Raw genomic sequence first — 14907 nt, 5'->3', positions numbered from 1 at the left:
CCTATTTAATTTTGATCACATCTGCCTCTACAGAAGCAGGGTAATGGAAAGACACCTTAATCCATTGTTTTTGTTGTGCAGGAATTGGTTCTAAAAAATGCGGATCGACTACGGCTGCATATTCTTGATATTGCTGATCGACCAAAACCAAGTCATTGGCATGTAATTGTAATGCTTGATCAGATTGATTGTGAATTGCCAGAAAATAATCGTGTGCCATCACAGGGTCGTTTAATTCTTTGACCTCAACATTTTGTACGTGTTCAGCCTGAATATCGACATGCTTCAGGGCATTACTGACTTGCATATTTTCTACAGGATGTAAGAAAACCTGAGTTTCATTTTTCTGCTGATTTTGTGTCTTTTTCTGATTGTATAAGCTGAATTGAAGACCGTGAGCTGTGAGTTGAATACGTGCATAGGCTTGCCCATTTTCTGTATTGAGCAACCATTCATTTGCCGTGTTTTGCGATGGGTGTAGGTTCTGTTTGTCTTGCTGATTGTTGCCCTGAGCAGCTTGAATCGTTCCCGCCACTTGGTTTTCGCGCTGGCGCTGTTTCGAGCGTTTAATGTCGCTGAGTTGAAAGGTTTGATCATCATTCAGGCGTAAATGAATCACATGCTGTTCACAGTTGTCACAAGGCAATAAGGCTCTAAAGTTACCTGTAGCTTGTCCTGTCCATGAAGTTGCTGAATTTTGAACTTCAGTTTTGGGCGTAATTTGTGGCTCAGAAGGCAAAGCGGATTGATATTCCCTGCTTGGATCAGTTGATCCGCAAGCTACTAAAAATAAGCTAAGTGTACTGAGTGCAATCGGATAACGATTCAGCATAAATGTTCTAAACTTCAAACTTGTCTTGCTGCCACCTTAAACTTTCACCTTGTATCTGAAAAGCCAATTTGCCTTATTTTTAATGAAGATTTGTAGCAAATCATAACAAGCCAGATGTTTTAAAGTTTTAAGTTTCACTTCAAGGATTACATCGGATTAGACCGTAAAAAACTCAGCAAACTGTGCGTAAATTTATATATTTACCATTTTAAACTTGCTTGAATCTAGCAATGAATAAGCGCAAAAACAGTATGATTTTGCATGGAATGACAAAAATAAGATGAGTGCAGGAAATTTTTATACATTTATAAAGTATTTGTTTATTTATTCGTCGTTTTAGACTTTTGTATTTGTCGATGCTTGCTAAAATTCGCACACTTTATTTGGGGTATGCGGTTGTGTTTGAAAAGTTAGCTGAGCGAAGCTTAAATTTAATGGGTTGGGAAATCGACAATCATTGTCCGTTGGAATTAGACCAATATGTGATGATTGCTGCACCGCATACCAGTAATTGGGATGCCTTATATGCACGCTTAGGGCTTAAAGCTTTGGGCGTTAATGTTCGCTTGACCATTAAAGACAGCTATATGAAATTGCCGTTTGGGCCATTTGTCCGTGCGATGGGAGGTATTGGTATAGACCGTCGTCCGAAAGCACCAGGCGAAGCACGACCTAGTATGGTTCAGCTCATGACGGACTTATTTAAAAACCATCCTAAATTGGTGATGTTGGTGACGCCTGAAGCCACACGTGCGCGTCAAGAACAATGGAAAACAGGTTTTTATCATGTTGCGTTAAATGCAGGTGTGCCAATTGCTTTGGCGTATATGGATTACGCAAAAAAGAAAACGGGTGTGGGAAAAATTGTGCATCCAACCGGTGATTTTGAAAAAGATATGGCTGAAATCATGGCATTTTATGCGCAGGTTCAAGCAAAATTTCCTGAAAGTTTTAGTGTCGATACACGTTACTATTCAGAATAAGCACACTATTTCAGTGTAATAATCTATCAAAACTAAAAGACAGGGGATTATCCCTGTCTTGCTTTAAAACGTGGATTGGATTTGCAAATCACAAATAATTTGCCACGACGTTTCACAATTTGACAATCGGCACGCGATTTTGCACTTTTTAAAGATGAACGAACTTTCATGAAGATAAACACTACAATATGTAATGTTATAATATTACATTAATAAATGACTCTTGAAAAGTGTCGATAGTCATAAAATTACCGCGTATCTTTTAAGGAGAAAATTTAAACAACAATCTTTTGGTATAAGCCCGCACGTACAGTTCCCGCTTTGCTCTCTTTAACTTTTTGCCAAGTCTGCGGTAATTTTAACAGGTTTAAATCACGATCTGCTTCAACATAAATCAGACCTTGTGCCGCAATGAGTGGATCAGCCAACCCTGCCAATTCTTCCCATAAATCTAAACTATAAGGCGGGTCTAAAAATACCAAATCAAACTGATCTTTTAGTGTCGCCAAAGCATGTTGTGCGGTAGAAACTTTTAATTGTGCTTTGCTTTTATTGACGCGTAATAATTCTAAATTTTGCTGTAAAAACTGTGCTTGTGTACGGTTTGGCTCAATCATGACCACGTGTGCCGCACCGCGAGACAGGGCTTCAAAAGCTAAAGCGCCCGAACCTGAACAGAGGTCTAACACTTTGGCGTTTTGCACATCCCACATTAACCAGTTGAATAAGGTTTCGCGCACTCGGTCGGGCGTAGGGCGTAATCCCTCAATTGAAGCAAAAGCCAACTGACGACGTTTCCATTCTCCACCAATAATGCGTAGTTGATTTTTCATGGCTTAGTCGCTCTCAATTGGGTTAGTGGGTACAACTGCTGTTGGCGCAGTTGCAGGTGGATTGGTTGGAGCTGAACTCGGAGTAGTTTGCGAAGGATTTGGGTTGAGCGCAGGGTGATTGGTTGCTGTATTCGGATTATTCACGTTATTCGTATTTGGTGCAGTAGATGAAGGGACTTCACCACTTGGCAATTCACTTGGTTTTAAACCTGCAGTCATTAAGCCACCACTCACTTGTGCGGCAGATGGACGAATTGGCTTTTTATTTTTATTCAGTAACCAATAGTCTAAAATTGGACGCGCCAAAGCCGTTGCTGCAGAACCACCGCGACCATTTTCTAGAATGATGGCAATTGCGATTTCAGGGTTTTCGGCAGGAGCGAAGCCAACAAATAAACCGTGGTCAAGCTGACGGTCGGTCAATAAGGCTTCGTTATAGCGTTTACCTTGCGCAATACTTTTAACCTGTGCTGTACCTGTTTTACCTGCAACTGAATATTGCAAGCCGCCTTTAATCCCTTTACCTGTACCTGATTGAATCACATCAACCATGGCATCACGCATTTTAATCCAGTCTTCTTCTGTGCCGTTAAAGTCAATTTTTCCGTTGGTACCATTGTGAACTTTAAATGGTTTCGCGCCACGACTTTCACGTAACACGTGCGGTGTGACTTTAAATCCTTTGTTGGCGGTGATGGCGGTGGCCATTGCTAATTGCAATGGTGTCGAGGTAAATGCACCCTGACCAATACTGACGGAAATTGTTTCACCTTTCATCCATTTGGCTTTGCGCGTACGCATTTTCCAGTCCGGGTTTGGGTAGAGTCCTGTGCTTTCACTTGGTAAATCGACCCCAGTTTTTTCACTAAAGCCAAATTGACGCATCCAGTCGTTCATTTTTTCAATGCCCATGCGATACGACAATACATAGAAGTAGGTATCACACGACACGACTTGAGCTTTGTGCATATCGACAATGCCATGCCCAGTTTTTTTATGGTCACGGAAACGGTGGCTGTCGCCTGGTAAAGTGAAATAACCATAATCCTGAATGGCGGTTTTCCAGTCGACATAGCCATAATGAATACCGCCTAAACCAAACATCGGCTTAATGGTAGAACCCGGTGGATAAACACCTTGTACTGCACGGTTATAGAGTGGTTGATCTAAATTATCGCGTAAGGCAGAGTAGTCGGTATGGCTAATACCTGTGACAAATAAGTTAGGGTTAAAACTCGGACTGGAGACTAAAGCTAAAATTTCACCTGTACGTGGGTCAAGTGCCACAATTGCACCACGGCGTTCTGCCAGTTGTTCAGAGGCGACCACTTGCAAGCCATAATCCAATGACAAAAACAAATCATTGCCACGTACAGGGTCTTTACGTCCTAAATTGCGCAGCACATTACCATGTGCATCGGCTTCTACAGATTCGTTGCCGGGTACGCCATGTAGCAAGTGCTCATACGATTTCTCCACCCCAATTTTGCCAATCAAGTTGGTGCCTGCATAAGCATCTTTGTCAATTTCTTTCAGTTCTTTGTCGTTAATGCGCCCGACATAACCAATCACGTGCGCAAATAAGTCACCATGCGGATAGTAACGTGTCATCTGGGTTTCAATATTGACCCCAGGGAACTGAAATTTAACTTCACTAAAACGGGCAATATCCGATTCATTTAAATTCAGCTTGATCGATACACGTTCAGTTTTACGTGAAGTTTTAATCCGACTTTTAAAGCGATCGATATCTTCTTCTGTTAGTTGTAAAACAGGTGTCAGTCGCGCAATGGTATCGTCAATATCTTCAACATCTGCACGGCTTAAAGTGGCTGAGAACACAGGGTAGTTATCTGCCAATAACACACCATTGCGGTCATAAATATAACCACGTGCAGGTGCGAGTGGTTGTAGCCGAATTCGGTTTTTATCTGATGCAGTCGCAAATTCATCGTAGCCGCTAATTTGTAAAAAGGCATAACGAGCCACCAACAGCAGCAAGAAAAAAACCACAACACCCACCGAAAAAAAGATGCGATTGCGAAAAATACGCTTCTCTTGCTGAGCATTTTTTAACGGATAGTGTTGTTTCATACAAAAATTGGCTTAACAAAAATGAGGGAGAACGAATTTGGACTATTCTAACGCATCTATTGGCAATTTTGAGTAACCATGTTTGACTGAATTGCCCGATTTAACCTAGAAGATGGGCGCAATCTTAATTTTTGACTTTAGCGACATCAAAATTGTAATTTGCTGTATATAAGAATCCTGACAATTCTGCTAGAGTCAAAACACGAAAACAGGACTGTTTTTAAAATTAAAACAAATGGACACTGGTGACAATAATGACAAAAGTCTATTCTTTCGTGGCATTACTTGCCTTTTCAAGTTTTAGCTTTGCTGGGAACACTACTTTTTTACCTGAAGCAAAAATTAGCGCAGATAGCGCAAAAACCTGGAATGTAGGGGCGGGTATTACCCAAAAATTACTGCATTTGAATGGTGAATGGGTCAATCCTTATGGCATTGCCTATCTAAAAGCGGGGGCTTTTTTAAATGGTGACCATGAAGTCGGTGGGCAAACAGGTTTTCGTTACCCATACCACCTCACAGGTAAAGACAAAAATGGTTATTATATTGGCGCTTACGCAGGACACCTAGAATCTAAATGGGTGGATGGTGAAGAAAAAGCGCGTTTAGGTGCAGGCATTGATCTGGCTTATGTATTACTGAGCCCTGAACGCATCAGTAGCTTTAGTGTTGGCATTGGCGCAGGTGAAAAATTGGAAGATCGACAAGGGCGAGTGATTGCGGAAACTGAGCCTAGACTACAATTTTCCTATACGCTCAGTATGGGTTTGTAGTCAGAATAGTGACTTTTAACTACTTTAGAATCTTGTAATTAGAACTAAATATGGAAAAAATGCATGCTTGAGTACGTCAATCAGTTGTGGCAAACCTTTTTGAATCGTCCAGATTTTTGGGCCGTGCTCAGTATTATTCCTGTGACTGCTTTTGTGACTTGGGCGCACGTGTGGATGGCACTAAAAATGGTGTTCTATCCAATTAGCTTTTGGGGCTTTCACCTTGGGCCTATTCCTGTGGGATGGCAGGGGATTGTACCGCGTAAAGCAGGGCGTATTTCAGGCATCATTACCGATAACACATTGTCAAAATTAGGTTCATTGCGTGAGTTTCTCAATGCTATGGACCCTGAAGATATGGCGCGTATTATTGGTGAGCAAGTGGGTTTTGAACTTGAGCACTTAATTGATGAGGTCATGTTAGACCGCAATGCTGTGCTTTGGGAAAACCTACCGTATTCGATTAAACGCCGTATTTACGCACAGGCGCATAAACAATTGCCAGGTGTGCTGCGTGAATTGGTGACTGAACTGACCTTGAATGTTGAATCCTTGGTGGATATGCGTGAAATGGTGGTCAGCCAAATGGAAGGTGATCGCCGCTTAATGGTGCGTATGTTCCTAAAAGTCGGTCAAAAAGAAATTAACTTTATTTGGCATATCAGTGCATTGATTGGGATGTTCTTTGGTATTTTCCAAATGATTGTTTGGTTTCTTGTACCATGGCACTGGACGGTTCCATTTTGGGCGGCAATTTGGGGCTTCTTGACCAACTGGATTGCGATTTGGATGGTATTTAACCCAGTCGAACCACATTACGTGAAATATCCGCAGTTCTTTAAATTGACTGAAAATCGTCAATTTCCATGGATTAAGCCAGTGATTCCACGCATTGGGACTTATAATATTCAGGGTGCGTTCATGAAACGCCAAGAAGAAGTCTCGGATGTGTTTGCAACGGTAGTCACAGAAGATCTGATTACGTTAAAATCGATTATGACTGAAATGATGTATGGCAGTAAAAAAGACAAAACCCGCCGTATTGTCAAACGCCACATCAACGAAATTATGGAAACACCATTGGTTCGTACCTCTTTACAGTTGTCTTTGGGGCCAAAAGAGTATGCCAAACTCAAGACTGACTTGATTGATCGTTCGATTGAAATTACGATGGTGCCTGTATGCGACCCTGCCTTTAATGCGAGCCGTGCACAGAAAATTTATCAAATGTTCAGAGATCGTATTCGTGAACTGACGCCAAAAGAATTCCAGAATCTCTTGCGTCCTGCCTTTCAGGAAGATGAGTGGATTTTAATTGTCTTGGGTGGTGTAACTGGTTTTATTGCTGGTTTAATACATTTGTTTGTCGCTTTCTTATAAGAGGATGCTGGCTGCGTAAAGGGCGATGGCTCTGATATGCAACGAGTGTCAAATACATTGTTAAAATGAGGATGTTTTTTTATGCGCATTATCTTACTCGGACCACCTGGAGCAGGTAAAGGTACACAAGCTCAGTTGATCTGTAAGCGCTACAATATCCCACAAATTTCAACCGGTGATATGCTCCGTGCTGCAATTCGTGAAGGTACTGAATTAGGTCTACAAGCCAAAAGCGTCATGGACGGTGGCGGTTTGGTATCTGATGAACTGATCATTGGCTTAGTGAAAGAGCGTATTGCGCAGCCAGATTGCGTGAATGGTTGTATTTTTGATGGTTTCCCTCGCACTATTCCACAAGCTGAAGCCTTGGAAAGCGAAGGCATCAATATCGACCACGTGATTGAAATTGATGTTGCAGACGAAGAAATCGTACAACGTTTGTCTGGTCGTCGTCAGCACCCTGCATCTGGTCGTATTTATCACCTTGTTTACAATCCACCAAAAGTGGAAGGTAAAGATGACGAAACTGGCGAAGATTTGGTTCAACGTCCAGATGACCAAGAAGAAACTATTCGTAAACGTTTAAAAGCGTATCACTCAGAAACTGAGCAATTGGTTGGCTTCTATCAAGGTCGTGCTGCTTCTGGTGAAAATGCACCAAGCTATAACAAATTGAATGGTCTTCGTCCAATTGAAGAAGTTCAAGCAGATTTGTTTGCTATTTTAGACCAAGCAAAATAAGTCTAGGTTTTAGACCAAGCCTGTTTAAAAGAAAATAAAATCGCTTAAACAGGCAGCTTGTTTTGACTTTAAAAGAGTCCTGATTCATATTAGGGCTCTTTTTATTTGTGTCAGTTTGGGAGAGTGCTTTGCAACATGCTGCTGTGATCATCATGTTATTGGCAAGTATTGCCGTTTTAGGCTTTCTTGTTTTTGTGAGCTATAAATTGTTGCGCAATACGCAAGCGCAAGATTTAGCAGAGAAGAAAACTGGCAATCACTATCAACTGCATCCGAAATTGAAGCAACAACAAAGCGAGCAGTCATCTCATACATCAGACCCTGAAGATAAATAGATTTATTCATGCTGTGATTGTGTATAGATTGCACAGTTATCCACATTGTCTTCGTTGTTTGGCACAGTCTGTTTATTGAAACGCTTAGTTAGAGATTGCTCAAGCTAGATTTCGTGCATTGTAATACTGCGATGTGCACCAAATGCAAAACGATCAGGCCAATTACAAACATCAGACACCACACATTCCCCACATTTAGGTTTGCGGGCGATACAACAATAACGGCCATGCAAAATCAGCCAATGATGCGAGTCAATTAAAAATTCTTTAGGAATAACTTTAATCAGACGGTGTTCAACTTCTAAAACATTTTTACCCACAGCCAAACCTGTACGGTTACCTAAGCGGAAAATATGCGTATCGACCGCCATGGTTGGCTGTCCAAACGCGGTATTTAACACCACATTGGCTGTTTTACGACCCACGCCGGGCAGGGCTTCTAAATCGGCTCGATTATTCGGCACGATACTGCCATGTTTTTCGATCAGAATTTTACAGGTTTTAATGACATTTTCTGCTTTGGAGTTATAGAGTCCAATGGTTTTAATATATTCCTTTAGGCCATCTACACCTAAGGCATAAATTTCCTCAGGCGTGTTGGCAACGGGAAACAATTTGTCAGTGGCTTTATTGACACTGACGTCCGTAGCTTGAGCCGATAAAGTCACGGCAATCAATAATTCAAAAGGATTGGAAAAATTCAGCTCAGTGGTCGGATTTGGACGTTGGTCACGTAAGCGCTCAAAAAAAGTCTGAATTTGCTTTTTGGTCATATTTTTAGAAGGCTTTTCTTTGAGCGTGGTGCTTTTGGCAGCCGTTGTTTTGACCGCTTTATTGGTCAGACGTGTATTTCTTTCGGGCATGTTTATGCTCCTAATTCACGTAACTGTTGTTGTAAATTGGTTAGTAATAGCCGTTTTTTCTCATCGTCACGCACACTGAGTTGTTTTTCGAGTTTTTTAATTTGTGTGCGTAATTTTGCCAGTTCGATGGTGGTTTGTGCATCGGCAGTGGAAATCTGTTCATTTTTTTGCACAGGCAATTCAATCACAGGCACAGCAGCATCGGCTTGTGCAGAAAATTGAGCAAACAGTTCGGTATCAATTTCTGCACGTACCACAGGGCCTTTACGGTGCAGACGACGTTGTTCTTCACGTTGTATGTGGGCGTAGTAGCGTTGGCGTAAATCATTCTGTTCTGCCACTCGTGCGCTATCAGAAAGCAGGGGTTGTGTATCTTCTACCAAGTCAATGCAATCGACAGGGCAAGGTGGAATACACAATTCACAGCCAGTACATAAATCAGTCAAAATGCTGTGCATGAGTTTGCCTGAGCCTAAAATGGCATCGACAGGGCAGGCATTAATACATTTGGTACAACCAATGCACTCATCTTCACGAATTAGCGCTTTCATACGCTGTGGGCGTCCATCTGCCTGCACAGGCCAAACACTGGCTTCTGCGGTCAATACAGGGCGTTGCAGTAAGTTTGCTAGTGCATCTGCAACAGGTTGTCCACCGGGTACGCATTTATTGGCCGCTTCGCCTTCTGCAATCGCTTTGGCGTAGGGTAAACAGCCATCACGGTGACCACATAAGCCACATTGAGTTTGAGGGAGTAGCGCATCAATATTTTGAATCAGAGCAATTTGCGAATTCATGGACAAACCAATGCCACTTTAAACAGCAGCAGAAAAACGGAAGATAAGGCTAGGGGGAAATTCTAGGTCGATGATTTTAGCACGATTTTTGCTTTTAGGCTTGTGCGCAAATTAAGAACAACAATTGCTAGCTTTTTGGGCAAAAATGCTCAAAACTATGAATTAATTTGTTACATTAACTTATGGGCTTAACACGCTAAAAAATAAGTTAAATTTATGAAAATACAAATGTTTTAAAGTTTTTTGAAAAAAACTATTGTAGATTGTTAACAAAAGATATTTAATATTTTGCGCCAAAATATATCATTGATTGAAATTTTGACCAATTTTGATCCATTTTCTGCTGAGGATTAAGCGTTGAAATACAACAGCCTTAACGAATTCCTAGATTACGTTAAAACACGTGATGCACATCAACCAGAGTTTCTACAAGCTGTAGAAGAAGTAATGACCAGCCTTTGGCCGTTCATTGAAAAGAACCCTCAATATGCAGCACATGGTTTGCTTGAGCGTTTGGTTGAGCCTGAGCGTGCAATTCAGTTCCGCGTTTCTTGGGTAGATGACCAAGGTCAAACCCACGTAAACCGTGCATTCCGTGTACAGTACAACTCAGCAATTGGTCCATTTAAAGGTGGTATGCGTTTCCACCCATCAGTGAACCTTTCAATTTTAAAATTCTTAGGTTTTGAACAAACCTTTAAAAATGCTTTGACCACATTGCCAATGGGCGGTGGTAAAGGTGGTTCAGACTTTGACCCTAAAGGTAAGTCTGAAGGCGAAATTATGCGTTTCTGCCAAGCCTTAATGATCGAGTTATATCGTCATTTAGGTTCTAACACGGATATTCCTGCGGGTGATATTGGTGTAGGCGGTCGTGAAGTGGGTTACATGGCGGGTATGATGAAGAAGCTCAGCAATGACACTTCATGTGTATTCACAGGTAAAGGCTTGTCTTTCGGTGGTTCTTTGGCGCGTCCAGAAGCTACAGGTTACGGTACTGTGTATTTCGCTGAGGAAATGCTCAAGACTCGTGGCGATTGCTTTAAAGATAAAGTCGTTGCGATTTCTGGTTCAGGCAACGTTGCACAATTTGCTGCAGACAAAGCAATGTACTTGGGTGCGAAAGTAGTTTCACTTTCTGACTCGAATGGTACTGTGTACGTGAAAGAAGGTTTCACGCCAGAATTACTTGCTGAAGTGATGGAACTTAAAAACGTAAAACGTGGTCGTATTTCTGAATTTGCGTCTAAGCACGGTTTTGAATACCTTGAAGGTCAACGTCCTTGGGGTATTAAATGTGATATCGCGCTTCCATGTGCGACTCAAAACGAACTTGATGCGAATGATGCAGCAGCGCTTCTTGCAAACGGCGTAATCTGTGTTGCTGAAGGTGCGAACATGCCTTCTACACTTGAAGCGGTTGAGAAATTCGTTGAAGCGAAAATTCTTTATGCGCCAGGTAAAGCATCTAACGCCGGTGGTGTAGCAACTTCTGGTCTGGAAATGTCTCAAAACGCATTGCGTTTAGGCTGGACTTTCGAAGAAGTTGATGAGCGCTTACACGCAATCATGAAAGAAATTCACCGCAACTGCGTAAAATTCGGTACGAAAGAAGACGGTACCGTGAACTATGTAGACGGCGCAAACATCGCTGGCTTCGTAAAAGTTGCTGATGCAATGCTTTCTCAAGGCGTATTCTAAGTCTGACTGAGTTTAAGCTTGAAAAAAAACCGAGGTGAATGCCTCGGTTTTTTTATATTGCGATTTTATCGTTATAGAGTGCCTTTGACTGCTTCACGCTCTACGGTCATGTCGAATACATAGGCATATTTAGACTGGTCAGCTGCCGGATTTTTAATTTCATAACGTTTTACCCGAATAATCTGACGCTCATTCGATGAATGCTGAAAACCTTCGATCTGATCGTAAAATAAAGTCCAGTCTTTATCGACCTGAGTCTTTAAGCCTTTTTCATCATATTTGATTTCTTTCACCTGTAAGCAGGTTTGCTGAGCTACACCCGTACAGGCTTTAGTCTGTGACGAAACTTCCAGGAAAATGGTTTCTGCCTGACCTTGGTATTTGGTTTCCGGTGTCATTTTTCCGGTAAAGACATATTTTTGACCATCAGCTGCAGTAATACTCAGTTTTGGCTGATTGGCATCATTTAGATCCAGACTAAACGGAATATTACGCTTTTGCAGAAGCTGGCTGATAAAACGTTCCTGTTCCATTAATGGTGCATCACATGCCATCATGGTGCCCATCATGTCACCCGTACTCAGGGTATTATCTTTAACAGTCCAGCTCGTGCCAAGGCCATTACAGCCAGAAGTTACACTTAGTCTGCCTCGTTGATCAAAGCTCAGAACAATCGGGCGTTGCAGCCCACGATCAAGTTCCCAGGTATAAGCGGGCAAAATTTGTGTAGGCGTTTTTAATGTGGTGGATAGAGTAGAAATAGCCGGATCTCCTGAAGTGGCAGGAAGATGTGAAGATTGACATGCAGTTAAAGCAAAAGGGAGCAGGGCAAGCGCAAAAATACTGAATTTCATTGGTTTATATTCTATGTGCTAAAGTTTCAACGTGATTATAATCAAGAGATTAACAAAAAATATGGATACAAATCGTAGCTTTTGCTAACAAAATGTATCCAAATTAAAAAGTCAGATTTTAAATAAGCGGAGCTATCGGTTAGTCAAAACGATAAATATCCATACCGAGTGAACCCATGCTAAAGCTGCTATGTACAATGTTAAATCGATCTCCCGTACCCATTGCAAAAAACAGCGGTGCAAAGTGTTCTAGGGTTGGGTGATTACGTGCTACATGTGGCAATTGTTGCCAATCTAGTACTGCATCATAATTGCGATGACTTAAATGCTGCACCACACGATTACGGAAACTAAATGCCCATTCAGGCACAGCCGCATTGGGTGTATTCCATGATAATTCACGTAAGTTATGGGTGATACTGCCTGAGCCAATCAGTAAAATTTGCTGTTCACGTAATGGCGCTAAACTTTGCCCAATGTGATAAATCTGTTCGGCGCTCATATTCATGGGCAAAGAAATGGTAATCACTGGAATATTGGCATCGGGATACATGTGTAGTAATGGCATCCATACGCCATGATCATGCGGGCGTGTGCTGTTGGCATGGGCAGCAAAGCCCGCATCAGCCAAACGCTGCAAAATATCTTCTGCCAGTTCAGGTAAGCCAGGTGCAGGGTAGCGCAGGGCGTACAAGGCTTCAGGAAAACCACGGAAGTCATGCCATGTTTCAGGGCGAATACCTGTGTTGACCTCCAGTGCATTACTTTCCCAATGCGCCGACATCACCACAATGGCTTGCGGTGTTGGCAAATTTTCACTTAAACGGCTGAGTGCAGGCCCGACCTGTTCAGGATTGAGTGCCAACATGGGCGAACCATGTGAGATAAATAAACCGGGTAATGTCTGTAAGTTCATGCCTAGATCCCTAAAGCCTGCTGTTCTACAGCATCGCAAAAAAGTGTGTATAGCGAAATGTACTTTTGTTCAACGCTATGTTGCAGCTTTGCAACGTTGTTTGAGTTGAAGATATTTTGATAACTCAACTTACAAATTGAATAAGTTGATTTAACCTGCACGATGATAAGGATGGTTGTGGTTGATGCTCATAGCACGGTATAGCTGCTCAATCAGCATCACGCGAACTAAAGGGTGTGGCAAAGTTAGTTTGGATAATGACCAATGCCATGCTGCTGCTTTACGTACTGCTTCAGAGTGACCATCTGGTCCACCAATCGCAAGCACGACATCATTGCCTTCTAGCATCCAGCCTTTCATGGTTTCTGCAAGTTTTTCGGTGCTGAACTCTTTGCCGCCCACTTCCAAGGCAATTAACAGCTCATTGTTTTTCATGGCATTTAAAATGCTATCACCTTCAATTTGGCGATATTTTAGAATATCGGCCTCAGAATCATTTTTGCCACGTTTCGCCATTGGCAGTTCGACAATTTGAGTCTGCACAAAAGGCTGAATCCGTTTGAAATAATCTTCAAAACCAGTCAGCACCCAAGCAGGCATTTTTTGTCCAATGGTCAGAATGCGAATTTTCATAGGCGAGTTCATGTAGCGATCAATCAGAATCTCGCATTATAACCATGATTCAACACAAGCGCTGTGTAACGACACAATTTGCAATTGAATTTGCCAACAGGCTGTTGCTTTAATACTCAGCAATCTTATTGGTCTTTTTTGTCTTGGAATTATCAGCATGCGCGCGTTTCAAAGTCAGCAGTTATATTCATGGATATTGGGCGCGGGTATGGGATTGATGACCACTGCTACATTTGCTGTGCCTGAGGCTCAATGGGCAGAACCAAACAATTTGCAAGTCTATATGCAGCAAGTGATTGGGCAGCAGGGTTTGGGTAATTCCGAACAGTATCGTCATTATAAAAATGTGATTGAACTGAATCGGGTTTCGGCATGGATTCGGGAACAAATGCGAGTATTTGGAATTCCGTGTCAATTTCAAAATTATGTGGTCAATCAGCAAAGCTACCGCAATGTGGTGTGCAAATTGAATATCGGTGCTGCGCAAAAAACGATTTTTGGTGCGCATTACGATGTTTATGGGCAGCAGCAGGGGGCAAATGACAACGCTTCTGGCGTTGCAGGTGTAATCGAAACAGCACGAATTTTGGCGCAGGAAAAGAATAAACTTAGTCAAAATGTTGAATTTGTTTTTTATACCTTGGCAGAGCCACCATTTTTTAAAACCGAGTCGATGGGCAGTTTTATACATGCCAAATCTGTGCAGGCTGAAAAGGAAAAAATCCGTGCGGTGTATGTGCTGGATATGATTGGTTATTACGATAAAAATTTGGTGCAAAATTACCCAATCGGTTTAAAGTGGATTTACCCAAGTCATGGCAATTTTATTGTGGCATTGAGTAATATGCAATCACGTGAAATGAGTGCAAGCTATTGCAATACAATGCAGCGTTTGAACCAGTTGCAATGTGAGCGCGTGGTGGCACCGACTTTCATCAAGGGTATAGATTTTTCAGATCATTTAAATTATTGGAAATATGATATTCCAGCTATTTTAATTACCGATACGGGCAGTTATCGCAGCTCACTTCGCCACACCACAGGTGATACTTTAAAAACAGTAAATTTTGAAAAAATGGCACATGTCGTGAATGGCTTGGTTGCACAGATTTTATCACCTTGATGATTGATCGCAGCGCATAAAAAACGCAGCCCTGAATTGAAATAGGACT

At 41.9% G+C, this 14907-nt stretch carries 16 protein-coding genes; 7 read left to right on the top strand and 9 right to left on the bottom strand.

What is annotated here, in order from left to right; translation table 11 throughout:
• Position 1 precedes the first annotated feature (1 nt).
• Positions 2–832 carry a copper resistance protein NlpE N-terminal domain-containing protein gene (locus FTT74_RS03495; RefSeq protein WP_179988569.1) on the bottom strand — a complete coding sequence of 277 codons (831 nt, stop codon included), beginning with the start codon at positions 830–832 and terminating at the stop codon, positions 2–4.
• Between the two features lie 356 nt (positions 833–1188).
• Here FTT74_RS03495 and FTT74_RS03490 point away from each other — a divergent pair, with 356 nt between their 5' ends.
• Complete coding sequence (locus FTT74_RS03490; protein ID WP_104852321.1) at positions 1189–1815, top strand: 1-acyl-sn-glycerol-3-phosphate acyltransferase; 627 nt, start codon at positions 1189–1191, stop codon at positions 1813–1815.
• A 47-nt stretch (positions 1816–1862) separates the two neighbouring features.
• On the opposite strand, the gene ykgO is transcribed toward FTT74_RS03490, so the two are convergent.
• The 3 genes from ykgO to mrdA all read right to left on the bottom strand — a co-directional run bounded on the left by ykgO (position 1863) and on the right by mrdA (position 4742).
• Complete coding sequence (ykgO, locus tag FTT74_RS03485; protein WP_026438469.1) at positions 1863–1985, bottom strand: type B 50S ribosomal protein L36; 123 nt, start codon at positions 1983–1985, stop codon at positions 1863–1865.
• Between the two features lie 105 nt (positions 1986–2090).
• On the bottom strand, positions 2091–2648 hold the full coding sequence (gene rsmD / locus FTT74_RS03480) for a 16S rRNA (guanine(966)-N(2))-methyltransferase RsmD (RefSeq protein WP_004970724.1): 558 nt from the start codon (positions 2646–2648) through the stop codon (positions 2091–2093).
• A gap of 3 nt (positions 2649–2651) precedes the next feature.
• Positions 2652–4742, bottom strand: coding sequence for a penicillin-binding protein 2 (mrdA, locus tag FTT74_RS03475; RefSeq protein ID WP_096901482.1), 2091 nt, complete (start codon positions 4740–4742; stop codon positions 2652–2654).
• Between the two features lie 254 nt (positions 4743–4996).
• On the opposite strand from mrdA, the gene FTT74_RS03470 reads away from it, so the two are divergent.
• From FTT74_RS03470 to FTT74_RS03455, 4 genes are all read left to right on the top strand, one after another.
• On the top strand, positions 4997–5515 hold the full coding sequence (locus tag FTT74_RS03470; RefSeq protein ID WP_004970721.1) for a hypothetical protein: 519 nt from the start codon (positions 4997–4999) through the stop codon (positions 5513–5515).
• 63 nt (positions 5516–5578) lie between these two features.
• Positions 5579–6895 carry a hypothetical protein gene (locus FTT74_RS03465; protein ID WP_004970719.1) on the top strand — a complete coding sequence of 439 codons (1317 nt, stop codon included), beginning with the start codon at positions 5579–5581 and terminating at the stop codon, positions 6893–6895.
• An 81-nt stretch (positions 6896–6976) separates the two neighbouring features.
• Complete coding sequence (gene adk, locus FTT74_RS03460; RefSeq protein ID WP_004970717.1) at positions 6977–7636, top strand: adenylate kinase; 660 nt, start codon at positions 6977–6979, stop codon at positions 7634–7636.
• A gap of 107 nt (positions 7637–7743) precedes the next feature.
• Positions 7744–7971, top strand: a complete 228-nt coding sequence (locus FTT74_RS03455) for a hypothetical protein (protein WP_373683477.1) — start codon at positions 7744–7746, stop codon at positions 7969–7971.
• 104 nt (positions 7972–8075) lie between these two features.
• Here FTT74_RS03455 and nth read toward each other — a convergent pair whose 3' ends face one another.
• Both nth and FTT74_RS03445 read right to left on the bottom strand, forming a co-directional pair.
• A complete protein-coding gene (gene nth / locus FTT74_RS03450; RefSeq protein WP_179988611.1) occupies positions 8076–8744 on the bottom strand; it encodes an endonuclease III in 669 nt (222 codons plus the stop codon).
• Positions 8745–8836: 92 nt separating this feature from the next.
• Positions 8837–9631, bottom strand: coding sequence for an RnfABCDGE type electron transport complex subunit B (locus tag FTT74_RS03445; protein WP_004970712.1), 795 nt, complete (start codon positions 9629–9631; stop codon positions 8837–8839).
• 357 nt (positions 9632–9988) lie between these two features.
• Here FTT74_RS03445 and gdhA point away from each other — a divergent pair, with 357 nt between their 5' ends.
• Entirely contained in the window at positions 9989–11332 is a 1344-nt protein-coding gene (gene gdhA / locus FTT74_RS03440; protein ID WP_004970711.1) for an NADP-specific glutamate dehydrogenase, read from the top strand.
• Between the two features lie 71 nt (positions 11333–11403).
• On the opposite strand, the gene FTT74_RS03435 is transcribed toward gdhA, so the two are convergent.
• The 3 genes from FTT74_RS03435 to rlmH all read right to left on the bottom strand — a co-directional run bounded on the left by FTT74_RS03435 (position 11404) and on the right by rlmH (position 13735).
• Positions 11404–12186 carry an META and DUF4377 domain-containing protein gene (locus FTT74_RS03435; RefSeq protein ID WP_179988568.1) on the bottom strand — a complete coding sequence of 261 codons (783 nt, stop codon included), beginning with the start codon at positions 12184–12186 and terminating at the stop codon, positions 11404–11406.
• A 139-nt stretch (positions 12187–12325) separates the two neighbouring features.
• Positions 12326–13102 (bottom strand): class III extradiol ring-cleavage dioxygenase, encoded by a 777-nt coding sequence (locus FTT74_RS03430; protein ID WP_179988567.1) that lies wholly within the window; start codon positions 13100–13102, stop codon positions 12326–12328.
• A 150-nt stretch (positions 13103–13252) separates the two neighbouring features.
• Entirely contained in the window at positions 13253–13735 is a 483-nt protein-coding gene (rlmH, locus tag FTT74_RS03425; protein ID WP_026438445.1) for a 23S rRNA (pseudouridine(1915)-N(3))-methyltransferase RlmH, read from the bottom strand.
• Positions 13736–13892: 157 nt separating this feature from the next.
• Between rlmH and FTT74_RS03420 the strand changes: the two genes are divergently transcribed.
• On the top strand, positions 13893–14858 hold the full coding sequence (locus FTT74_RS03420) for a M28 family peptidase (RefSeq protein ID WP_373683476.1): 966 nt from the start codon (positions 13893–13895) through the stop codon (positions 14856–14858).
• Positions 14859–14907: the final 49 nt, after the last annotated feature.

The organism is Acinetobacter sp. YH01007 (genome assembly GCF_013420425.1).
Classification (GTDB): Bacteria; Pseudomonadota; Gammaproteobacteria; order Pseudomonadales; family Moraxellaceae; genus Acinetobacter; species Acinetobacter towneri.
This window is presented reverse-complemented; position numbering and strand designations above follow the sequence as displayed.